The organism is Streptomyces sp. Root1310, assembly GCF_001426425.1.
Classification (GTDB): Bacteria; Actinomycetota; Actinomycetes; order Streptomycetales; family Streptomycetaceae; genus Streptomyces.
The window spans coordinates 153,350-174,852 of sequence record NZ_LMEQ01000023.1 but is presented as its reverse complement, the minus strand read 5'-3'; the positions used below and the strand labels follow the sequence as shown (position 1 = coordinate 174,852).

At 72.9% G+C, this 21,503-nt stretch carries 19 protein-coding genes; 12 read left to right on the top strand and 7 right to left on the bottom strand.

Annotation, left to right across the window (positions count from 1 at the left end; translation table 11 throughout):
• The first annotated feature begins 239 nt into the window (after positions 1-239).
• The 11 genes from ASD48_RS45560 to ASD48_RS24875 all read left to right on the top strand — a co-directional run bounded on the left by ASD48_RS45560 (position 240) and on the right by ASD48_RS24875 (position 13,126).
• Positions 240-983, top strand: a complete 744-nt coding sequence (locus ASD48_RS45560; protein ID WP_057603941.1) for a hypothetical protein — start codon at positions 240-242, stop codon at positions 981-983.
• 197 nt (positions 984-1,180) lie between these two features.
• Positions 1,181-3,382 (top strand): glycosyltransferase, encoded by a 2,202-nt coding sequence (locus tag ASD48_RS24920; RefSeq protein ID WP_057603940.1) that lies wholly within the window; start codon positions 1,181-1,183, stop codon positions 3,380-3,382.
• The gene (locus tag ASD48_RS24915) at positions 3,379-4,671 is read left to right on the top strand and encodes an acyltransferase (protein ID WP_057603939.1); all 1,293 of its coding nucleotides are present in this window, start codon (positions 3,379-3,381) and stop codon (positions 4,669-4,671) included. The genes ASD48_RS24920 and ASD48_RS24915 overlap by 4 nt, the downstream gene beginning before the upstream one ends.
• Positions 4,672-5,010: 339 nt before the next feature.
• Positions 5,011-5,790 carry an ABC transporter ATP-binding protein gene (locus tag ASD48_RS24910; protein WP_057603938.1) on the top strand — a complete coding sequence of 260 codons (780 nt, stop codon included), beginning with the start codon at positions 5,011-5,013 and terminating at the stop codon, positions 5,788-5,790.
• The gene (locus ASD48_RS46045; RefSeq protein ID WP_057603937.1) at positions 5,787-6,677 is read left to right on the top strand and encodes an ABC transporter ATP-binding protein; all 891 of its coding nucleotides are present in this window, start codon (positions 5,787-5,789) and stop codon (positions 6,675-6,677) included. The genes ASD48_RS24910 and ASD48_RS46045 overlap by 4 nt, the downstream gene beginning before the upstream one ends.
• Positions 6,674-7,570, top strand: a complete 897-nt coding sequence (locus ASD48_RS24900) for a branched-chain amino acid ABC transporter permease (protein ID WP_057603936.1) — start codon at positions 6,674-6,676, stop codon at positions 7,568-7,570. The genes ASD48_RS46045 and ASD48_RS24900 overlap by 4 nt, the downstream gene beginning before the upstream one ends.
• On the top strand, positions 7,563-8,675 hold the full coding sequence (locus ASD48_RS24895) for a branched-chain amino acid ABC transporter permease (protein ID WP_057603935.1): 1,113 nt from the start codon (positions 7,563-7,565) through the stop codon (positions 8,673-8,675). The genes ASD48_RS24900 and ASD48_RS24895 overlap by 8 nt, the downstream gene beginning before the upstream one ends.
• The gene (locus ASD48_RS24890; RefSeq protein WP_057603934.1) at positions 8,672-9,949 is read left to right on the top strand and encodes an ABC transporter substrate-binding protein; all 1,278 of its coding nucleotides are present in this window, start codon (positions 8,672-8,674) and stop codon (positions 9,947-9,949) included. Before ASD48_RS24895 ends, ASD48_RS24890 begins: the two co-directional genes overlap by 4 nt.
• A 169-nt stretch (positions 9,950-10,118) precedes the next feature.
• The gene (locus ASD48_RS24885) at positions 10,119-10,979 is read left to right on the top strand and encodes an aldo/keto reductase (RefSeq protein ID WP_057603933.1); all 861 of its coding nucleotides are present in this window, start codon (positions 10,119-10,121) and stop codon (positions 10,977-10,979) included.
• Between the two features lie 26 nt (positions 10,980-11,005).
• Entirely contained in the window at positions 11,006-12,775 is a 1,770-nt protein-coding gene (locus ASD48_RS24880) for an ABC transporter ATP-binding protein (RefSeq protein ID WP_057603932.1), read from the top strand.
• 105 nt (positions 12,776-12,880) lie between these two features.
• Entirely contained in the window at positions 12,881-13,126 is a 246-nt protein-coding gene (locus ASD48_RS24875; RefSeq protein ID WP_057603931.1) for a DUF5133 domain-containing protein, read from the top strand.
• Between the two features lie 64 nt (positions 13,127-13,190).
• Here the strand turns inward: ASD48_RS24875 and tgmB are convergent, their stop codons facing one another.
• The 3 genes from tgmB to ASD48_RS24860 form a co-directional block, all read right to left on the bottom strand.
• The gene (tgmB, locus tag ASD48_RS24870; RefSeq protein ID WP_057603930.1) at positions 13,191-14,177 is read right to left on the bottom strand and encodes an ATP-grasp ribosomal peptide maturase; all 987 of its coding nucleotides are present in this window, start codon (positions 14,175-14,177) and stop codon (positions 13,191-13,193) included.
• Between the two features lie 16 nt (positions 14,178-14,193).
• Complete coding sequence (gene tgmA, locus ASD48_RS24865) at positions 14,194-14,385, bottom strand: putative ATP-grasp-modified RiPP (RefSeq protein WP_020129087.1); 192 nt, start codon at positions 14,383-14,385, stop codon at positions 14,194-14,196.
• Between the two features lie 223 nt (positions 14,386-14,608).
• Positions 14,609-14,893, bottom strand: a complete 285-nt coding sequence (locus ASD48_RS24860; protein ID WP_057603929.1) for a DUF1232 domain-containing protein — start codon at positions 14,891-14,893, stop codon at positions 14,609-14,611.
• A 227-nt stretch (positions 14,894-15,120) separates the two neighbouring features.
• Here ASD48_RS24860 and ASD48_RS24855 point away from each other — a divergent pair, with 227 nt between their 5' ends.
• Positions 15,121-16,251 carry a hypothetical protein gene (locus ASD48_RS24855; RefSeq protein ID WP_057603928.1) on the top strand — a complete coding sequence of 377 codons (1,131 nt, stop codon included), beginning with the start codon at positions 15,121-15,123 and terminating at the stop codon, positions 16,249-16,251.
• Here ASD48_RS24855 and ASD48_RS24850 read toward each other — a convergent pair.
• The 4 genes from ASD48_RS24850 to ASD48_RS24835 all read right to left on the bottom strand — a co-directional run bounded on the left by ASD48_RS24850 (position 16,248) and on the right by ASD48_RS24835 (position 21,340).
• Positions 16,248-18,362 (bottom strand): xanthine dehydrogenase family protein molybdopterin-binding subunit, encoded by a 2,115-nt coding sequence (locus ASD48_RS24850; RefSeq protein WP_057603927.1) that lies wholly within the window; start codon positions 18,360-18,362, stop codon positions 16,248-16,250. The two genes, ASD48_RS24855 and ASD48_RS24850, sit on opposite strands and share 4 nt — an antisense overlap.
• Entirely contained in the window at positions 18,359-19,399 is a 1,041-nt protein-coding gene (locus ASD48_RS24845) for a xanthine dehydrogenase family protein subunit M (RefSeq protein WP_057603926.1), read from the bottom strand. The genes ASD48_RS24850 and ASD48_RS24845 overlap by 4 nt, the downstream gene beginning before the upstream one ends.
• A gap of 51 nt (positions 19,400-19,450) precedes the next feature.
• A complete protein-coding gene (locus tag ASD48_RS24840) occupies positions 19,451-20,011 on the bottom strand; it encodes a 2Fe-2S iron-sulfur cluster-binding protein (RefSeq protein ID WP_057603925.1) in 561 nt (186 codons plus the stop codon).
• 159 nt (positions 20,012-20,170) lie between these two features.
• Positions 20,171-21,340, bottom strand: coding sequence for a hypothetical protein (locus ASD48_RS24835; RefSeq protein WP_057603924.1), 1,170 nt, complete (start codon positions 21,338-21,340; stop codon positions 20,171-20,173).
• Positions 21,341-21,503: the final 163 nt, after the last annotated feature.

The window sequence follows — 21,503 nt, the reverse complement described above, 5'->3', positions numbered from 1 at the left end:
GGTGGGGGCTTGGTCCGGCCGACGTGTGCCTGGCATCGTCTGCGCACCCCCGCAGCAGTCTCGTGGGGGTTCGGTAAGTGGAACGTTGGCTGGATGACGCCCAACCTGAAGGGTCGGACGACGCATCCGGGCCTGACGGCGTCGCGTTCGCCGGGCGCAGGACCGGCCTTCAGGCGAGGACGTCAAGAGCCGGGAGCTTCTGGGAGGCCGCGGAGGAATCCGGTTCCGCACGCACCGAGGTGACGGTCCCCCTGCCCGGCGCCACCGCGGCGTACCCCGCCTTCGCCGACACCTTCACGGACGCCGCCCCGGCCGAACCCCTCCATGATGCGCACGAACTGACGGTGCAGCTCGCGGGCTTCGACCCGGCGTCCACGGCAGATGCCGCCGGCCGCCGGCCCGCGGCGCACGGCGACCCGGTCACCCCCGGCACCCCCGTGTTCGTAGACGAGTCGGGCCGCCGCAGCCGTCGGCTGCGCCGGCTCGGTGTGGCCGTCGGTATCGCCTGCTCCGTGTACGCCCTCGTCATCGTGGCCACCCTCGTCTCCGGCAACTCCAGCGCGCCCTGGCTGCCCCTGCCGGGACAGGGCGACGACACGCCCGCCGGGAAGGTCGAGACCTCGACCGTGCCGTCGGTGTCGGGGAGCCCTTCGGGCTCGGACCGCGCCGCTCCGAACGCGGGCTCGTCGGATTCCGTGCCGACGGCGTCGTCCATGGGCGGTGCCACCGACAAGCCCGGTGCCACCGCGAGCCCCGGCGGGATCGAGGCGTCCGCGCTGCCCCAGGCGTCCACCGGGACGACGACCGTGCGCCCCAGCGCCACGGCGACCGCGTCCGTCCCGGCCGCTTCGGAGTCCGCCGCGGCCTCGCCCGAGGCGAGCCAGCCCGACACCGGCGCGAGCGCCTCGCCGAGCGCCGTCGACGACACCGGGGGAACCGGCGAGATCCTCGGCGAGGCGAACTCCGTGACCTCCGTCGGCTGACGGCCCTTCCGCCCGGCCGGCGGCCCTTCCGCCCGGCTGCCGCCCGGCGGCAGCTCAGCCCTCCCCGCTCGGTCCCCGCCCAGCTCCGCTCATCCCCTACTTCCCCTCCCCTCCCCCCTCTCCTCCCTTCCGGTCTCCTCCCTTCCGGTCCCGTCCCGTTCCATCCCGTTCCGTCCTGTTCTGGAGCACACCTTCCGATGGCATTCCCCGCCCGCCGTCGCGGGGCCGCAGCCGCGGCCCGTGACAGCGCCGCCCGGCGCCGCCGCGTATCGATGCGCCTGATGCTGCCCAGCCTCGTCCTCGTCGCCATGATGGCGATGCTGATGGTGCGCGGTTACGTCCACAGCGAGATCCTGGCCGACCACCGTGTCCAGCCCGAGGCGTCCGCCGGCAAGGTGCCCGACGAGATCCTGGACGGCGGCCCGGTCATCGACAGCCGCGGCGGCCGCAGCACCAGCCGTGAGGTGCCCGACCACCGGCTGGTCCTGACCTTCGACGACGGACCCGACCCGGTCTGGACCCCCAAGGTCCTGGACGTGCTGAAGAAGCACCACGCGCACGCCGTCTTCTTCGTGACCGGCACGATGGCCTCCCGCTATCCCGACCTGGTCCAGCGGATGGTGGACGAGGGCCACGAGGTCGGTCTGCACACCTTCAACCACCCTGACCTGTCCTTCCAGTCGAAGAAACGTATCTCCTGGGAGCTCTCGCAGAACCAGCTCGCGCTGGCGGGCGCGGCGGGCATCCGCACCTCGCTGTTCCGGCCGCCGTACTCGTCCTTCGCCGACGCGATGGACGACAAGTCCTGGCCGGTCACCCGGTACATCGGCTCACTCGGCTACCTGACCGTCGTCAACAACACCGACAGCGAGGACTGGAAGAAGCCCGGCGTCGAGGAGATCATCAGGCGCGCCACGCCCGAGGGCGGCAAGGGCGCGATCGTCCTGATGCACGACTCCGGCGGCGACCGCCACCAGACGGTCCAGGCACTGGACCGCTTCCTGCCCGAGCTGAAGTCCCGCGGCTACGAGTTCGAGAACCTCACCGAGGCCCTCGGCGCGCCCAGCGCCCACACCCCGGTCACCGGCCTCGACCTGTGGAAGGGCAAGGCCTGGATCTTCCTCGTCGGGGCCGCCGAGAACATCACCGGGGTACTGGTGGTCGGCCTCGCGGTGATCGGTGTCCTGGTCATCAGCCGGTTCGTGCTCATGCTGCTGCTGTCCGCCCTGCACGCCCGCAGGGTGCGCAGGCCCGGGTTCGGCTGGGGCCCGCCCGTCACCGAACCGGTGTCGGTGCTGGTGCCGGCGTACAACGAGGCCAAGTGCATCGAGAACACCGTCCGCTCGCTGATGGCGAGTGAGCACCCCATCGAGGTGCTCGTCATCGACGACGGTTCCTCCGACGGCACCGCGCTGATCGTGGAGGCCATGGCCCTGCCGAACGTCCGGGTCGTCCGGCAGCTCAACGCGGGCAAGCCCGCCGCCCTCAACCGGGGCATCGCCAACGCCCGGTACGACCTCATCGTGATGATGGACGGCGACACCGTCTTCGAGCCGTCCACCGTCCGTGAACTGGTGCAGCCCTTCGGCGACCCGAAGGTCGGCGCCGTGGCGGGCAACGCCAAGGTCGGCAACCGGGACTCGCTGATCGGCGCCTGGCAGCACATCGAGTACGTGATGGGCTTCAACCTCGACCGCCGGATGTACGACGTCCTGGGCTGCATGCCCACCATCCCCGGTGCGGTCGGCGCCTTCCGCCGCTCGGCCCTGGAACGGGTCGGCGGCATGAGCGACGACACGCTCGCCGAGGACACCGACATCACCATGGCCATGCACCGCGACAACTGGAAGGTCGTCTACGCGGAGAAGGCCCGCGCCTGGACCGAGGCCCCGGAGTCCGTGCAGCAGCTGTGGTCCCAGCGGTACCGCTGGTCGTACGGCACCATGCAGGCGATCTGGAAGCACCGCCGGGCCGTCTTCGAGCGCGGCCCGTCGGGCCGGTTCGGCCGCGTGGGGCTGCCGTTCGTCTCGCTGTTCATGGTCGTGGCCCCGCTGCTGGCCCCGCTCATCGACGTCTTCCTCCTCTACGGAGTGGTCTTCGGCCCCACCCAGAAGACGATCGTGGCCTGGCTGGGCGTCCTCGCCGTCCAGGCGGTGTGCGCGGCCTACGCCTTCCGGCTCGACCGCGAACGCATGACCCACCTGATCTCGCTGCCCCTCCAGCAGATCCTCTACCGCCAGCTCATGTACGTCGTGCTGCTCCAGTCCTGGATCACCGCCCTCACCGGCGGCCGGCTGCGCTGGCAGAAGCTGCGCCGCACCGGCGCGGTGGAGGCGCCGGGAGGCCCCGTGCCGCGTCAGCACGCCGGCAGCACCAACGACCGGAGGCCTGTCGCATGACCCAGGGTTACCCGACCGGGACGAACGCGGGTCCCGAGCGGACACCGGCGTTCGGGACACCGGCTTTCGGCGTCCCTCCGCAGCGGACCGCGCAAGCCCTCCCGGAGCGGCCCGCCACGGCCGGGCCCGAGGGCGCCACGGTCGTGAGGAAGCCGGGACGCGACCGCTACCTCGACCTGCTGCGCACCGTCGCGCTGGTCCGTGTGGTCGTCTACCACCTGTTCGGCTGGGCCTGGCTCACCGTGCTGTTCCCGTCCATGGGCGTCATGTTCGCCCTGGCGGGCTCGCTGATGGCGCGTTCGCTGAAGCGTCCGCCGCTGGGCGTGATCCGCGACCGCGTCCGGCGGCTGCTGCCGCCGCTGTGGCTGTTCGGGGCGGTCGTCCTGACGCTGATGTTCGCGGGCGGCTGGAACCCGCTGGACGACCCCGACCACGGGGGCACCCTGGGCGTCGTCGAACTGCTCAACTACGTCGTCCCGCTCGGCGCGCCGCCGTTCCCCTGGGACATCGGGTCCAAGTCCGGCCTGCTGGAGAACACCTGGGCGGTCCAGGCGGCCGGCGTGCTCTGGTACCTGCGGGCCTACCTGTGGTTCGTGCTCGCCTCGCCGCTGCTGCTGTGGGCGTTCCGCCGAGCGCCCTGGGTCACGCTCTTCGCGCCGCTCGCGCTGACGGCGGTGGTGGGCACGGGCGTGGTGTCCATACCCGGCGAGACCGGCAACGCGGTCGGTGACTTCGCGGTCTACGGCAGCTGCTGGGTGCTGGGCTTCGCCCACCAGGAGGGGACGCTCGCGCGGATACCCCGCTACGCGGCGGTCTCCTGCTCCGCACTCGTGATGGCCTTCGGCCTGTGGTGGGCCTCCGGGCACCTGGGACCGGACGGCTGGGACCTCAACGACATCCCGCTCGCCCAGGCGGCCTGGTCCTTCGGGTTCGTGGTGATCCTGCTGCAGTACTCGCCCTCGTGGCAGGAACTCCCGCGCGGACTGGCCCGGTGGGACAGGCTGATCACGCTCTCCAACAACCGCGCCGTCACGATCTACCTGTGGCACAACCTGCTGATCATGGCCACCGTCCCGATCATCGACCTGGCCTACGGACTCCCCTTCATGGAGAACCCGAGCTTCACGGGCGCCCTCGACGCCTCGTACATGCTGTGGATGTTCGTGCTGGTCTGGCCCCTCATCGCGGCGATGATCCTCGCGACCGGCTGGATCGAGGACCTCGCGGCGAAGAGGAAGCCACGCCTGTGGCCCGACGGCCGCAAGAGCAAGGCGCGTCGCGCGAAGTAGGAACCGCCGACCGACGATCACGGGTGCCACCGCGTAACGCGGCGGCACCCGTTCCGTTTCCGCCGTCGACACCGGCGGCACCCGTTCCGTTTCCGCCGTCCACGCCGACGGCACCTCGTGCCTCCCGCGTCACGCTGCGCACCCCGGGGCACCCCCGTCCCCCTCCTACGGGCACCACCGGCCCGGCCGCCTGGGCAGGCGCACAACCCCGCCGACCTCCCGTTGGGGTGGCGCAGCGACCCCGCGTCCGCGCCTGTACCGCGCCTCCTCCGGCGTGCTGTCGTGAGCTTCCCTTCCCCAGAAACTCCGTGCCCGCCGGCACGGACCCGAGGAGCCGCGATGCCCGGAGTACCCCCGCAGGAGCGGCCCGCGCTGCACGTCGAAGGTCTCGACGTGACGTACGGGCGGGCCTTGTCAGCCCTGCGCTCCGTGTCCCTGACCGTCCCGCACGGCGCGGTCGTGGCGCTGCTGGGCGCCAACGGCGCCGGCAAGTCCACGCTGCTGCGGGCGGTGTCGGGCACCCTGCGCCTGCACCGCGGCACCGTCACGGCCGGCCTCGTCCGCTACGGAGACACCGTCCTGGACGGCCGTGACCCGGTGGCGGCGGTGCGGGCCGGCGTCGTCCAGGTCCCGGAGGGCCGCCGGGTCTTCGCCGGACTGACGGTGGAGGAGAACCTGCGCACCGGCGGCCTCGGCCTCGGCCGACGGGCGCCCGACCAGGTCCGGGAGGCCCGCGACCGCGTGTACACGCTGTTCCCCGTGCTCGCCGAGCGGGGCCGGCAGGCGGCCGGTCTGCTGTCCGGGGGAGAGCAGCAGATGCTGGCCATCGGCCGGGCCCTGATGGCCGCGCCACGGCTGCTCCTGCTCGACGAGCCGTCCCTCGGCCTCGCCCCGCGCATGGTGTTCCGGATCGCCGAGGTGATCCGTGAGATCAACGCCCAGGGCACGGCCGTCCTGCTGGTCGAACAGAACGCGGGCATGGCGCTGTCCCTCGCCGACCACGCCTACGTCCTGGAAGTGGGCGAGGTCCGGCTGTCCGGCCCGGCCGACGACCTCGCGAGCACGGACGCCGTACGGCGCCTCTACCTCGGTGACGACGCCGACCAGGGGGCCGCGTGAGCCTGCGCCCCACCACCGCCACCGCTCCCGGCCGTCTCGCGGCGGCGCCGCCCGAACTCCGGGTCCGGGACGTGACCGTGCGCTTCGCCGGTCTCACCGCCCTGGACACGGTGTCGTTCACCGTCGCCCCGGGATCCGTGCACGCGCTGATCGGCCCCAACGGCGCCGGCAAGTCCACCTGCTTCAACGTCCTGTCGGGCCTGTACCGCCCGGTGTCGGGAGAGGTCCGGCTGGGCGAGGAGAGCCTCACCGGACTCGCGCCCCACCGGATCGCCGCCCTCGGCGTGGCCCGTACCTTCCAGAACATCGTCACCACCGAGGGCACCGTCGCCGACAACCTCATGCTCGGCCGGCACGTCCTCTCCCACGCGGGCTTCGCCGCGACCGCCCTGCGTCTGCCCCGAGCGGTGCGCGAACAGCGCGCCCACCTCGCGCGGGCCCGGGAGATCGCCGAACTCACCGGACTGGCGGCGCGCTTCGACACACCCGTCGCCCTGCTGTCGTACGGCGACCGCAAGCGCGTGGAGCTCGCCCGAGCGCTCTGTCTCGAACCGCGCGTGCTGCTGCTCGACGAGCCCGTGGCCGGCATGAACGGCGCCGAACGCGCCCGGACGGTCGAGGTGATCCACGCCGTCCGCGCGGAACTCGGCTTGTCCGTCCTGCTGGTGGAGCACGACATGGGCCTCGTGATGCGGCTGGCCGACGAGGTCACGGTGCTCGACTTCGGCCGGCGCATCGCCCACGGCACCCCCGACGAGGTCCGCCGCCATCCCGAAGTGCTGCGCGCCTACCTCGGCACCCCCGGGGACGACACCCCCGGGGACGACACCCCCGCGCAGGACACCGCCCTCGAAGAGGAAACCGACTCCGAAGGGGACTCCGTATGACCGCCTTCCTCGACAGCATCCTCACCGGGCTCGCGCTCGGCGCGGTCTACGCCCTGGTCGCGCTCGGCTTCGTCGTGATCTTCAAGGCGTCGGGGGTGCTCAACTTCGCCCACGGATCGCTGCTGCTGTTCGGCGGCTACCTCGTCGCCGTCCTCCACGACGACCTCGGTTTCGCCGGCGCCCTCGCGGTGTCGGTCCTGGCCACCGCGGCGCTCGCCGGAGCCCTCGACCGGCTGCTGCTCCAGCGCGGCGATCCCGACCCCAAGGCCGCCCATGTGCAGACCATCGTCACCATCGGCGTGGACATCGTGCTGCTCACCGACCTCTCCCGGCGCATCGGCGGCGACCTGCTGACCCTCGGCGACCCGTGGGGCGATTCGGTGACCCGCCTGGGCTCCGTGACCGTCGCGGACAGCCGGCTCGCCGCGATCGCCGTCTCCGCGCTCGCCATCGGCGCCGTCTTCGCCCTGTTCCGCTACACGTCCTGGGGCCTGTCCCTGCGGGCCGCCGCGGAGGACACGGAGGCGGCCGCCCTGATGGGCGTACGGCTGAGCCGGGTGCGGATGCTCGCCTGGTGCCTGGCCGGCGCGCTGGCCGCGCTGGCCGCCGTGTTCCTCGCCGCGTTCCCCGCCCCCGGGCTGGAACGGGCCACCGGCCAGATCGCCCTCAAGGCCTTCCCGGCCGCGATCCTCGGCGGCCTGACCTCCCCGCCCGGCGCCCTGGCCGGCAGCCTGCTGATCGGCCTGACCGAGGCCCTGGCCGCCGGCTACCAGTCCGAACTGCACGTGCTGGGCGAGGGGTTCGGCGACGTCGCCCCGTACGCCGTCATGGTCGCCGTCCTGCTGGTGCGGCCCACCGGACTCTTCGGCGCGAAGGGAGCGGCTCGTGTCTGAGCGGATCCCCAAGGGCGCCCTCGTGCTCCTGGCCGCCCTCCTGCTGTGCGCGCCGCCCTTCTACCTGGACGCCTTCTGGCTGCGCATCGGCCTGTTCTCGATGGCCGCCGCGATCGGCGCCGTCGGCCTGGGCCTGCTCACCGGCACCGCCGGCCAGCTCTCCCTGGGGCACGCCTTCTTCCTGGCGGTGGGTGCCTACGGCTACACCTGGCTGGCCGGAGAATCCGGCCCCGGACTGCCGACCGCGCTCGCCGCAGTCCTCGCCGTGCTGCTCGCCGGGGCGGCGGGCGGACTGTTCAGTCCGGTCGCCGGCCGGGTGCGCGGCATCTACCTGGGCGTCGCCACGCTGGCCCTGGTCTTCCTGGGCCACCATGTGCTGCTCACCGCCGACTCCGTCACCGGCGGGTTCAACGGCCGCTCCGTGCCCCCGCTGAGCCTCGGCGGGTTCTCCTTCGGCGACGACGGTGCGGGACTCGTCGTCCTCGGCGTGCCGTTCGGCGCCGAGGAACGCCTGTGGTTCCTCGGTCTGGCCCTGCTGGCCGGCACCTGGTGGACCGCGCGCGGTCTCCTGCGCGGACGACCGGGGCGCGCCCTGGCGGCCCTGCGCGACAGCGAGACGGCGGCCGCGGTGATGGGCGTCGACGTCGCCCGCCACCGCGCGTCGGCCTTCGTCGTGTCGTCGATGTACGCGGGCCTGGCGGGGGTGCTGCTCGCGCTGGCCTTCCGGCGGGTCGTCCCCGACTACTTCGGCCTGGCCCTCTCGGTCGACTACCTGGCGATGATCGTGATCGGCGGCCTCGGCTCGGTGGCGGGGGCCGCCGCGGGCGCCGTCTTCGTCACCGCGCTGCCCCTGCTGATGACCCGATACGCCGACCAGCTGCCGCTGGTGACCGCCCCCGGCACCACCGAGGGCGGGGTGGGCCCGACCGAGGCGGCCCGCTACCTCTACGGCGCGGCGATCGTCCTGGTCCTGCTGTACGCCCCCGACGGACTGACCGGCATCACCCGCCGTGTCCGCGCCCGTCTGCGCCCCGCCGCCCCGGCCCCGGCGCCCGCCACCCGTCCATCCGCCTCCGCCGTCCGAACCAAGGAGCCCACCCCGTGAACCGCACGCACCACAGGCACCGCGTCCCCGGAACCCTTCTCGCCGCCGCGCTCGCGGCCCTGCTCGTCGCGGCCACCGGCTGCAGTTCCAAGGCGGACGGCGACAGCGGCTCCGACAGCGCCGACGGCGTCAAGTCCGGCCCGGGCGTGACCGCGAAGACCATCAGACTCGGCGCCCTCACCGACCTGACCGGCCCCTACGCCACCCTCGGCAAGAGCATCGTGCAGGCCCAGCAGCTGTGGGCCGACGAGACCAACGCCGCCGGCGGCATCTGCGACCGCAAGGTCGAGATCGTCGTCAAGGACCACGGCTACGACGTGCAGAAGGCGGTCACCGCCTACGCCGACCTCTCCCCGGACGTGGTCGCGCTGCCGCAGGTCATCGGATCCCCCGTCGTCGCCGCCCTGCTGGACGACATCGAGCGCGACCACCTGCTGACCTTCCCGCAGGCCTGGGCGGCCTCCCTGCTGGGCAAGGACTCCGTCCAGGTGATGGGCACCACCTACGACATCGACATGATCACGGCCGTCGACTTCCTCACCCGCACCAAGGGCCTCGCCAAGGGCGACTCCATCGGACACGTCTACTTCGAGGGCGACTACGGCGCCAACGCCCTGGAGGGCTCGACCTGGGCCGCAGGGAAGGCCGGGCTGAAGGTCGTCCCGCAGAAGATCAAGGCGACGGACACGGATCTGACCGCTCAGGTGTCGGCGCTGAGCAAGGCGGGCGTCAAGGCCGTCCTGATCAGCGCGGGCCCGGCCCAGACCGCTTCCCTGGTCGGGGTCGCGGCCTCCCGCGGACTGAAGGTGCCCGTCGTCAGCAGCGCGCCCGGCTACGCGCCGCAGTTGCTGAAGACGCCCGCTGCACCGGCCCTGCTGGGCCTGCTGAACGTGGTCAGCGCGGCGCCCGCCGTCAGCTCGGACCTGCCCGGTGTCCAGAAGATGGTGACCGCGTACGGGAAGAAGTACCCGGCCTCCCCGGTGGACTCCGGGGTGCTGTCCGGCTACAACGCCGCCCAACTGCTGGGCGCCGACCTGAAGAAGGCCTGCGCGGCCGGGAGCCTCGCCCGGGAGGACGTGGTGAAGGCGCACCGCGGGCAGAAGAGCGTCGACACCGGACTCGGCTCCCCGCAGGACTTCTCCGACGTGTCCCGCCCGGCCGCCCTGTCGACCTATGTGCTCAAGCCGGACGCGAAGGCGGTCGGCGGCCTGGTGGGCCTGGAGGACGCGCACGAGGCGCCGGGGGTGACGGAGTACCTGGCGGGCCGCTCCTGACCCGCCATCCCGTGATTCAGCGGCCGCGCTGCTGAATGCGTTCGCTTATCTCCATTGGACCCGCGGGTGACGGCGGGGTCAGGCTGGAGGACGTCCGGTGCACCGCGATCACCTCCCGGTGCACCGGACTTCGCCCTGCCCGCCCGCATCCGAAAGAGGTCGCGAGCCCATGCAGACCCGCCGTATCGGTGACCTTGACATCAGCGCGATCGGCCTCGGCGCCATGCCCCTGTCGATCGAGGGACGCCCGGACGAGGCCCGGTCCCTGGCCACGATCCACGCCGCACTGGACGCAGGTGTCACCCTGATCGACACCGCGGACGCCTACCACCTCCACGCCGACGAGGTCGGCCACAACGAGACCCTGATCGCCAAGGCCCTCGCCGGCCACGACCGGGGACGGGACGTCCTGGTCGCCACCAAGGGCGGCCATCTGCGCCCCGGCGACGGCAGCTGGACCCTGGACGGCAGCCCCGCCCACCTCAGGGCGGCCTGCGAGGCGTCGCTGCGCCGGCTCGGCGTGGACGCCATCGGCCTGTACCAGTTCCACCGCCCCGACCCGCGGATCCCCTACGAGGAGTCCGTCGGTGCGGTACGGGAGCTGCTGGACGAGGGCAAGATCCGCGCCGCCGGCATCTCCAACGCGAACCCCGAGCAGATCAGGCAGGCGAACGACATCCTCGGCGGGCGCCTGGTCGCCGTACAGAACCAGTTCTCCCCGGCCTTCCGCTCCAGCGAGCCCGAACTGCGCCTGTGCGACGAGCTCGGCATCGCGTTCCTGCCGTGGAGCCCGCTCGGCGGCATCTCCCGCGCCCGCGGACTCGGCTCCTCCTACGCGCCGTTCGCCCATGTCGCCGAGGCCCACGGGGTCAGCCCGCAACGGGTCTGCCTGGCCTGGATGCTCGCCAGGTCACCGGTCGTGGTGCCCATCCCCGGCGCGAGCCGCCCCGAGACGATCCTCGACTCCCTCGCCGCGACGGACCTCGTCCTCACCGCGGAGGAACTCGCCGAGCTGGACGCCGCCGTCTGACACGACCACCGGGAGGACCGCCGCCCATGGCGTCGTCGTACGAAAGACCGCTCGACCACCGTTACCGGGGCGAGCACCCGATCCGCACCCTCGCCTACCTGTTGCGCGCCGACCGGCGCAGCCTCGTCGCCGCGGCCTTCGTCTTCACCGTCAAACACAGCCCGGTGTGGCTGCTGCCGCTCATCACCGCGTCCCTCATCGACACCGTCGTCCAGCACCAGCCGATCGCCAGGCTCTGGACGAGCACCGGCGTCATCCTGTTCATCCTGCTGGTCAACTACCCCCTGCACCTCCTCTACGTGCGGCTGCTCTACGGCAGCGTCCGCCGCATGGGCACCACCCTGCGGTCCGCGCTGTGCACCCGTATGCAGCAGCTGTCCATCGGCTACCACTCCCGGGTCAGCGCCGGTGTGCTCCAGGCCAAGGTGGTGCGGGACGTCGAGACCGTGGAGCAGATGGTGCAGCAGACCGCCGAGCAGGGGCTCGGCGCGCTGACCGTGCTCACCGGCGGCCTCGTCATCATCGCCGTGCGCACCCCCGAGTTCGTGCCGGTCTTCCTCGTCGTGGTGCCGGTCGCCGCCGTCCTCGTGGACCGCCTCAGGGCCCGGCTGCGCACCCACAACGAGGACTTCCGGCACGAGGTGGAGACCCTGTCCTCACGCGTCACCGAGATGACCCGGCTGATCCCGGTCACCCGCGCCCACGGGCTCGAGGGCAAGGCACTGCGCCGCATGGACGGCACCCTGAGCCGGCTGCTCACCTCCGGGATGCGTCTGGACCTGCTCAACGGGCGCTTCGGCTCGCTGGCCTGGGTGCTGCTCAACGTGATCGGGGTGCTCGTCCTCACCGGCGCCGCGCTCATCTCGTACTACGGCGTCTGGGGCGTCACCGCCGGTGACGTCGTCATGCTGAGCGCCTTCCTGACCACCCTCACCAACTCCACCACCACCCTGACCGGTCTGGCCCCGGTCATCACCAAGGGCCTGGAATCGGTGCGTTCGGTCGGCGAGGTCCTGCAGGCGCCCGAGCTGGAGGACAACGAGGGAAAGTCCGAACTCACCGCGCTGCACGGCTCCGTGACCTTCGATGGCGTCGGCTACGCGTACGACAGCGGCAGCCCGGCGGTGCGCGACTTCACCCTCTCGGTCACACCCGGGGAGACGGTCGCCCTCGTGGGTGCCTCCGGCGCGGGCAAGTCCACGGTGCTCAGCCTCGTCATCGGCTTCATCCGGCCGACCTCGGGCCGGGTGCTGCTCGACGGGACCGACATGAACAGCCTGGACCTGCGCACCTACCGGAGGTTCGTGTCGGTGGTGCCCCAGGAGTCGATCCTCTTCGACGGCACGATCCTCGAGAACGTGGCCTACGGCATGGAGGACGAGGCCGACGAGGAGACGGTCCGCGCCGCCCTGCGCGACGCCAACGCGCTGGAGTTCGTCGATCGCCTTCCGGACGGCCTGCACACCCTCGTCGGGGAGCGCGGGGCCCGGCTGTCGGGCGGGCAGAAGCAGCGGCTGGCCATCGCCCGAGCCCTGATCCGGGACCCCAAGGTGCTGGTCCTGGACGAGGCGACGTCCGCGCTGGACACCCGGTCCGAGGCGCTCGTCCAGCAGGCCCTCGCCCGGCTGCTGCGCGGCCGCACCACCTTCGTGGTGGCGCACCGGCTGTCCACCGTGCGCGGCGCGGACCGGATCGTGGTGATGGGGGAGGGACGGATCCTGGAGACCGGCACGCACGACGAGCTCCTGCACCGGGGCGGCGCGTACACGGACCTGCACAGCGGGCAGGTCGCGTGAGTGCAAGTGGCCGGATCCTGACCCCGGCGGGTGACTTTCCCGCCCGCCGTGCATGAATCACCCAGGTCCGGGCACACGCAGCGCAAACAGGAGAGAGGGGCGCTCGTGATCGTTCCGGACCCGAAGGTCGCCAGGACGTTGCTGACCCGGTACGCGACGCTGAGGATCGCTCAGGCGGAGTGGGACAGTCCGCAGACGGCTCGTGAACTGCAGGACGTGACGTACACCTTGTGCGTGCTGATGGACACGGCCGACGTCCGGGAGGCGGTCGCCGCGGCGGACGCCCTGCTCGAGTCCGCGGCGGCGGTGCCGGCGCGCGACCCGGAGAGCGGACTGTCCCTGGCCGTCTGAGGGAGGCCCGAACCGGACCCGGCGCGGCGGTGTGCCCCAGTGGTGCCCGCCGCGCCCGGACGTCTCACGAGGTGGTGGAGCCGCACCGGTCGGGCTGCCGGGCATCGTGCTCCGGGGGCGCGCCGGCCAGCCACTCCGCGATGGTGCGCGCGATCGGCTGCCCGGTGTCGACCTCCACGAAGCCGAACTGGCCGGACTGGTTGCACTCCAGGAACCACCACGTTCCGTCGGCGTCCTCCGCGAAGTCGAAGGCCCCGTAGGCCAGTTCCGCCTCCCGCAGATACCTCAGCACGGCTTCGGCGAGGCGCGGCGGGACGTCGGCGGGACGCCACGGTGTGGTGGACGGCGAGTAGCGCACGTCCACCACGTCGGGGTCACCGCCGGGGACCGTCTCCTTGCGGGCGGCCAGGATGCGGTCGCCGACCGCCGTCAGCCGTATGTCGGCCCGCTTGGCCACCCGGCGCTGGAGCAGCGTCGGTCCGTAGGCGACGGCGGCGAAGTCCGCGCCCGGCGGGACCCGGGTGGTGGGCACCGCCCGGGGCGGGTCCTGCGGATGTGCCCCGGACACCGGCTTGACCACAAGATCCGGGTAGCGGTCCGCGAACTCCCGGGCCGCCTGCGGGAACGTCGTGACGATCGTGGCCGGCACGGGCAGCCCGCTGAGTTGCGCGAGCCGCAGCTGCCACGGCTTGTGCCGGGCGCGCCGGGACGCGTCCGGGTGGTTCATCCAGCGTGCCCCGGTACCGCGGAGCATGCCGTACAGCGCCTGCGAGGCCTCCTCCGTGAGCCACGCGGACGGCTGGGCCGCCCGGGCCGCCGCCTCGCCGGGCCGCCGGACCCACACCGACCGCAGGCCCTCGAGGCTCACCAGCCGTCCGGCGGACGACAGGTGGCCCCGGAAGGCACCGTGCACGTACTCGCCGGAGAGCGCGACGGAGTGGGTCAGGTCGGCCGGGTCCAGCCGGACGACGGGGACGCCCGCGGCGTTCAGGTGCACGACCACCATGTCCGCCGTGACGTCCTCTTCACAGGTAAGGATGAGCACGGTCATTTTCGTCGGCCCGTGTTCAGTCGTCGAAGTGGGTCTTGGAGCCCGCCGTCGAGGTCGTCGTCCCGAGTTCTCTCAAAAGAGCGTGGTCACGAGCGGCGATCCGGCCGTCGAGAGTGACGTTCAACTGCATTCCGGGGTCATAGGCGTACGGAGTGCTGAACTCCAACTCGGCCGCTGGGCGTGCGTAGTTGAGCGTGAACGGTTGCATCGTCTCTCCCTCGTCGGTACTGCTTCGATCAAGCGGTGCCGCTGTGCGACGTCACTCGGGCCCGCTGCGTGGTACTGGATAGGTGCGTCCTTCAGTCACTTATACGAATCGAACGGGTGGTTGGTTTCCTTACTCTCCGTGATCATCGCGCGGTCGGGCACCGAACAGGGCGCGGAGCAGGGGAGATCGGGTCGAGCGGGGGTGAAAACCTCTTCCCGGACGGTCAGTCGGGGAGGTGCGCGGTGTCACCGGGGGTGCGGCGCAGGGAACGCAGAGCCAGCAGGAGGACGCCGATGTCGTCGAGATAGACGGGGTCCGGCAGTACGTCGGTGGGAAGCACGAAGTACAGGACCGCCCCCCAGAACACCCAGCGGGGCCCGGTGGGAAGCCCCGCTCGTCTCAGGCCCCGGCGGGCGCGGACCAGACGCACGAGCACGGTGGCGGCCACGGCGAACAGCGCCGCGGCCGCAAGCACCGCGACGACGACGAGCGTGGTTGGCGCATCCACGGGCCCTCCCATATGGTCCGTCGCGCGACGTCTGCTCTTACTCGATTTCCCCGCTTTCGGTTTCCGGATTCCCGTTTCCGGCGGGATTACCGCATCGGACGCGGCTCACACGGCTGCCGCGTCCGAGTGGCGGAGCACGCCGGGCGGCCCGTGTAATGGGCAGGGTCACTTCGCGTGTCGCATCTCGGGGATGCAGGGGCGACCGCACCCTCCAGAGAGAGCTCAGCATGATCACCCGCTCCACACGGTCCGTCACGGACCGTTCCGCCTCACCCCTCCCCGACGCTTCCGCCACCACCGCACCGCCTCCGGTCCCACCGGCCGCTCCCGTGTACGGGCCCGACGCCGGCCCGCCGAGCGAGACCGGCCCCGCGTACCCCGACCCCGTCGACGGCCTCCTCCACGCCGCGGCGGCCAACCGGCCGCTCGAGGACGTCGCCCGGCTCATCACCCTGCTCGAACAGTGCGAAGGGGGCGTGGACGCGGCCGCCGGCGTGCTGCGCGTGGTCGGCACGGACCGGCCCCTGGAGGACGTACCCCGGCTGGTGACCGTGCTGTCCCGGCCGCCCCACCACGCGGAGCAGGCCGGCCACATGATCCGCGCTGCGGCCGAGAGCCGCTCCGTGGAGGAGGTCACCCGGCTCATGGCGCTGCTGTACCGCGCGCCCCTCGAGCCGCACTGCGGCGAGGAGGCGGTCCGGACCGCGGCCACCCACCGGCCGGTCGAGGAGGTCGTGGAACTCGTCGAACGGCTCGCGCGGGAACGGGCGGGGCTCGAGGCGCCGCCGTCCGTCCCGCAGGGGGAGGGATCACCCGAGCCGTCCCCCGCCGGCCCGACCGACGCCGAACTCCGGCCCGCACAACCGCTCCAGGCACACGCACCGGCACCGGCACCGGCGTGGGCGAAGGCGCCTCAAACGCCACCGGACAGGGAGGCGACGGTCGTGCCGTGGACGGCGTGGGCCGCCGCCGCGGCACTGGTCCTGTGCGGCGCCGCGTACGTCCCCGTGCACCACGACGGTGTCCCCCCGGGCATCCTGGCGGCCACGCTCGCGGCGGCCGGGATGTGTCTGCTGCTGGCCCTGCTGCTGGTCCGCAGGCCCACGCCCACGCTGCTCATGGTGGCCGTACTGGTGCCGGCGGTGCTGGCCGGCGCCCAACTGCTCTCCGGACGCGTCGAGATGACGCGATCGTCCGGGATCACGCAGGCGACCCTCGCGCCCGCCTGGCTCGCCGCCCCGACGGCCGCGGCAGCCGCGCTGACGGCGCTCCTCGCACTGCTCGTGAGCCTGCTGGGCGGGCGGCGGACGCGCGTGGCGCCGAGCCCCCCGGACCGGCACCCGCTCAGCGGCGGCTAGCCGGCCGGCGCCGGGTGCTGAGGGGTCTCCAGCAGACCCGTCAGCACCCGGTCGGGGGTGAGGGGCAGTTCGCGGAAGCGGACGCCCGTGGCGTGGTGCACGGCGTTGCCGAGGGCGGCCGCCGTGCCCACGATGCCGATCTCTCCGATCCCCTTGCCGCCCACCGGGTTGAGATGCGGATCGTCCTCCTCGATCCAGTGCGCCTCGATGTCCGGCACGTCGGCGTGCGCGGGCACGTGATAGGCCGCGAGATCCGCCTCGGCGAAGTCGCCGAAGGCGGGGTCCAGGGTGCTGCCCTCGGTCAGCGCCATGCCCAGGCCCATGGTCATCGCGCCGACGAACTGGGAGCGCGCGGTACGGGGGTTGAGGATGCGTCCCGCCGCGTACACCCCGAGCAGCCGGCGCACCCGCACCTCCCCGGTCACCGTGTCCACCGAGACCTCCGCGAAGTGCGCCCCGAACGCGTGCCGCGCGAAGGGGCTTTCGGCGTCGGCCGCCCCCTTGGTGTCGGCGCGCGCCTCCAACCCCTGCTCCGGCAGCGGACCCTGATGTTCCGCCAGCCGCGCGGCGAGCCGGACGCAGGCCTCGTGCACCGCCCAGCCCCAGGAGGCGGTACCCGAGGAACCGCCCGCCAGCGGGGCCGGCGGCAGATCACTGCTGCCCACCAGGATCCGCACCCGCTCCAGGGGCGCCTTCAGGGCGTCGGCCGCGATCTGCGCCAGGACCGTGCGGGCGCCGGTGCCGATGTCGGCGGCGTTCACCTCGACGAGGAAGGAACCGTCCGGCAGGGCACGCGCCGCCGCCCTCGACGGATACACCTGCACCGGGTACATGGCGGCGGCCACGCCCGTCCCGAGCAGCAGCGGACCGGCGGAACGCGTGCGGGGACGGGGGTCCCGCTCGGACCACCCGAACCGGCGGGCGCCCTCCCGCAGGCACTCGACGAGGTGCCGGCTGCTGAACGGCTTGCCGCTGTCCGGTTCGGCGTCCGGCTCGTTGCGGACCCGCAACTCGACCGGATCCATCCCGAGGGCCCCGGCCAGTTCGTCCAGCGCCGACTCCAGGGCGTACATGCCCGGCGCCTCGCCGGGGGCCCGCATCCAGGACGGCGTCGGCACGTCGAGCCGGACCACCCGGTGGCTGCTGCGCAGGTTCGGGGCGGCGTACATGACGCGGGCCGGCATGCCCGCGTACTCGACGAACTCCTTGATGCGTGACGTGTACGTGGTCACCTCGTGCACGAGCGACGTCAGCCGGCCGTCGGAGTCCGCGCCCAGGCGCAGCCGGTGGAGGGTGGACGCCCGGTGGCCGACGGAGGTGGGCAGCGTACGGCGGGGCAGGACCACGGTGACCGGGAGTCCGGTGTGCCAGGTGGCCATCGCGGCGAGCACCACGTCGGGCCGGGGCGTGCCCTTGGAACCGAAGCCACCGCCGACATGCTCGGCGAGGACCGTGATCCGCTCGTTCGCCAGCCCGAACATCGTGCCGAGCACGGCGCGTACGACCGTGGTGCCCTGGCTGGAGGTGTACACGGTGAGCCGTTCGCCGTCCCAGTGGGCGGTGCTGGCGTGCGGCTCCATGGGGTGGTTGTGCAGGGGCGGCACCCGGTACCCGACGTCGACCCGCACGTCCGCGTCGGCGAACGCGCCGTCGGGGTCGCCCAGTTCCCGCACGCCGGGAAACATCCCGTTGACCTTCTCGGGGACGTACGCCTGCGGGTGCGTCGCGGAGAGCGTGACGTCGTGCTTCTCCTCGACGCAGGTGACCCGCACGGCGGCGGCGCCTGCCCGGGCCGCCTCCGGGCTGTCGGCCACCACCAGGGCGACGAACCAGCCCCGGTTCGGTACCTCGGGGTCCTGGAGCACGGCGAGGGTGGCGTCGTCCGCCGAGGCGAGGCGGGGCGCGTTGCGATGGGTGAGCACGGTGACGACACCGGGCAGCGCCAGCGCCGCCGTGTCGTCGATGCCGGTCACCCGGCCCCGCACGATCGCCGCCGGGACGGGACGGGCGAACAGCCGCCCGGGAAGAGGCTGTTCGGCGGCGTAGCGGGCCGTTCCGGTGACCTTCTCCCGGCCCTCCCTGCGCTCGGCGGGGGCGCCCACGGCGGTCATGAGTCCTCCTCCCGCGATCCGGGCTCGTGCGGTGGCGGCCCCTCCGGCCCGGGCTCGTCCGGTACGAGTCGGGCCAGGACGTCGACGGCGAGGTTGCGGGCCAGCGGCACCTTGTAGGCGTTCTCGCGCAGCGGCCGGGCTTCGGACAGTTCCAGGTCGGCGGCGCGTTCGAAGGCCGCCCGGGTGGGAGCCGCGCCGAGCAGTGTCTCCTCGGCCCGCCGGGCCCGCCACGGGCGGTGGGCCAGCGCGCCGAAGGCGATCCCCACCCGCGAGACGACTCCGTCGGCGACCTCCAGGACCACGGCGACGGAGGCCAGCGCGAAGGCGTACGAGGCCCGGTCGCGCGCCTTGCGGTACGCGGACGGCAGCCCGGCCGTTGCGGCGGGCAGCAGGACGGCGGTGACGAGCTCGCCGGGTTCGATCACGGTGTCCCGCTCCGGCTCCGCGCCGGGCAGCCGGTGGAACTCGGCCGCCGCCACCCGGCGCACGCCCGCCGTGCCGTACAGCTCGACCTCGGCGTCCAGCGCGGCCAGTGCCACCGCCATGTCCGACGGGTGGGTGGCGATGCAGTGCTCGGAGTACCCGAGCACGGCGTGGTCGCGGTGCACGCCGTCCCGGGCGGCGCAGCCGCTGCCGGGCTCGCGCTTGTTGCACGGCTTGGAGAGGTCCTGGAAGTAGGGGCAACGGGTGCGCTGCAGCAGGTTCCCGCCGGTGGTGGCGGCGTTGCGCAGCTGGCCTGAGGCGCCCGCGAGCACCGCCTGGGAGAGTACCGGGTAGCGGTCACGCACCCGGGGGTGCGCCGCGAGGTCGCTGTTGCGCACCAGGGCGCCGATCCGCAGCGATCCGTCCGGCAGCTCCGTCACCTTGTCCAACGGGAGCCGGGTGACGTCGACGAGGGCGGTCGGCCGTTCCACGCCGAGCTTCATCAGGTCGACGAGATTGGTGCCGCCGCCCAGATAGCGTGCGCCCGGGTGCGCGGCGAAGGCCTCGGCGGCCTCCGCGAGACTGGCGGCCCGTACGTAGGCGAAGGTTTCCACCGGATCACGTCCTCTGGTTGCCCCGGTCGTGCCCTTGGGCCGTCGGCCCGGTCATGTGCTGCCCGCCCCGGTCACGTCCTCGACCGCGTCGACGATGCGGGGATACGCGCCGCAGCGGCAGAGATTGCCGCTGAGCCGCTCGCGGATCTCGTCCCGGTCCAGCGCGACCGGCCGTCCGGAGGGGGCCGCCGGGTCCGTGACGTGCGAGGGATGGCCCGCCTCGGCCTCGGCGAGGGCGCCCGCCGCCGAGCAGATCTGTCCGGGCGTGCAGTATCCGCACTGGAAGGCGTCACGCTCCAGGAAGGCCTGCTGGAGCGGATGCGGATCCTCGCCGTCGCCGGACAGGCCCTCGACGGTCGTGATGTCGCAGCCGTCCAGTGCGACGGCGAGCAGCAGACAGCTGTTGACGCGCCGCCCGTCGACGAGGACCGTGCACGCGCCGCACTGACCGTGGTCGCAGCCCTTCTTCGCTCCGGTGAGGTCCAGATCCTCCCGCAGCAGGTCCAGCAGCACGCGCCGGTGGTCCACGGAGAGGGTGTGCGGCTTGCCGTTGACGCGCAGCGTCGTGTCGGATCGGTGGGGCGATGACCGGGGGCCGTGCTCGCTGCCCATGTGCTGGTCCCTTCCGGCGGTCCGTGGTGCCGTGGGGACCGCGTATCCAGACAGGGGCATGTGACACGTCCCGGTACGAGGCAATTCGGGCACGGGCGGCCGTGAGCCGCCCGTCGGCGCCTGCCGACCTGCCGACGCCGACCTGCCGGCCCCGACCCCTTACCGGTCGGTGACCTCGGGTTCGTCGCCGCCGGTGGCCCCGGCCGGGCCCCTGGTGCCGCCGGTGCGGTCCTGTTCCGGCGACTCCCCCCGAGCCCCGGCAGTGGCGGACGGCACCGGCCGCAGGGCCTTGGTCGTCTCCTTGAACCGCTCCAGGGTCCGGCCCAGCTGCTGGAACGGCGAACCGCTCTTCCGGGCCGGAGCCTGCCGCGGTTCCCCGGCCTCGGCCGCCGCCTCGCGATAGGCGGCCAGCGCCTCGTGGGCGTGCTCCGCGGCTTCCCGGTACAGGTCCCGGGACTCCGTCATCGCCTCCAGCGCCTCCTTGTACATCACCACGAGCTTGCGTTCGCGCGCGAGCTCCTCCTGCGGGGTCAGCAGCTGCCACTCCTCCCGCAGTGCGGTGAGCGCGGCGTCGGCGTCCTCCGGCAGCGGCCTGGGCAGCGCCGCGAAGCGCCGTACGGCGTCCAGCAGCTCGGTGGGATGCGTGCCGTCCAGGAAGACGCTGCGCACCGAGTAGTCGGCGGCGTCGTAGTCGGCCGGGGCGGGAGCGCCGGGCAGGACCAGCGCCCCGCCGCGCGGCACCTCCACCCGGGCCTCCTTGAGGGCCCAGTTCACGGTGCGCAGCTGGTGCGGGGCCGCGCGGTGCTCGACGACCCGGTGGTGCAGGCCGGGCGGCAGCAGCGGGACCAGCGACCGCCGGCCCAGCTCGTCGGGTGTCATGGCCTCGTGCACGACGAGGTGGACGGTCCAGGTGTCCCGCAGCGCGGCCCGCAGCGCGCGCCGCAGCTCCTTGTCGTCCGCCGGGAGCGGGTTCGCGGCGAGGAACCGCTCACCGGTGACGGTCTCGTTGCCCCACGGGGTGTCCGCCTCCCAGGACCAGAACATTTCGGCGGGCGACGGCCACCGCTGGTCCCACGGCCGCTCGGCCTCGGCCGTCAGCGTCCATTCCTGGCCCTGGCCCGACCACTCGGCCAGCCTGAGCCGGGCACGGACGGTCACCTCCTCCGCGAGCAGCCACCGGGCCTCGAAGGCCGTCTCGCCCTCGGGGGTGTCGGTGTCGGGCAGCTCCATGAAGTCCTGGACGGTCTCGGCGTCCTTGAGTGCCTGAAGGTGTTTGCGCAGGACGTCCGGAGCGGTGGGGCCGGTGTGACGGCCACGGGTCTGCCACACCGTGGAGGGCGTCGTGGGCGGAACGGTCGCGGAGATGTGTGTCAGTCCATTCGTGAGGGTGGTGACGACGTGCGTAGGTCAGTATCGCCCGCCGCCGGGGGTGTGCGATCAAGCGGGGCGCCGGCGCGGACACCCGCGGACGCCCCGCAGGGGTGTGCCTTCC

Coding starts and splice junctions, on each gene's coding strand:
- ASD48_RS24880 (WP_057603932.1), top strand. CDS start 11,006: ATGGCGTCGTCGTACGAAAGACCGCTCGACCACCGTTACCGGGGCGAG.
- ASD48_RS24920 (WP_057603940.1), top strand. CDS start 1,181: ATGGCATTCCCCGCCCGCCGTCGCGGGGCCGCAGCCGCGGCCCGTGAC.
- ASD48_RS24900 (WP_057603936.1), top strand. CDS start 6,674: ATGACCGCCTTCCTCGACAGCATCCTCACCGGGCTCGCGCTCGGCGCG.
- ASD48_RS24850 (WP_057603927.1), bottom strand. CDS start 18,362: ATGACCGCCGTGGGCGCCCCCGCCGAGCGCAGGGAGGGCCGGGAGAAG.
- ASD48_RS24840 (WP_057603925.1), bottom strand. CDS start 20,011: ATGGGCAGCGAGCACGGCCCCCGGTCATCGCCCCACCGATCCGACACG.
- ASD48_RS24915 (WP_057603939.1), top strand. CDS start 3,379: ATGACCCAGGGTTACCCGACCGGGACGAACGCGGGTCCCGAGCGGACA.
- ASD48_RS24910 (WP_057603938.1), top strand. CDS start 5,011: ATGCCCGGAGTACCCCCGCAGGAGCGGCCCGCGCTGCACGTCGAAGGT.
- ASD48_RS24885 (WP_057603933.1), top strand. CDS start 10,119: ATGCAGACCCGCCGTATCGGTGACCTTGACATCAGCGCGATCGGCCTC.
- ASD48_RS24855 (WP_057603928.1), top strand. CDS start 15,121: ATGATCACCCGCTCCACACGGTCCGTCACGGACCGTTCCGCCTCACCC.
- tgmA (WP_020129087.1), bottom strand. CDS start 14,385: ATGCAACCGTTCACGCTCAACTACGCACGCCCAGCGGCCGAGTTGGAG.
- tgmB (WP_057603930.1), bottom strand. CDS start 14,177: ATGACCGTGCTCATCCTTACCTGTGAAGAGGACGTCACGGCGGACATG.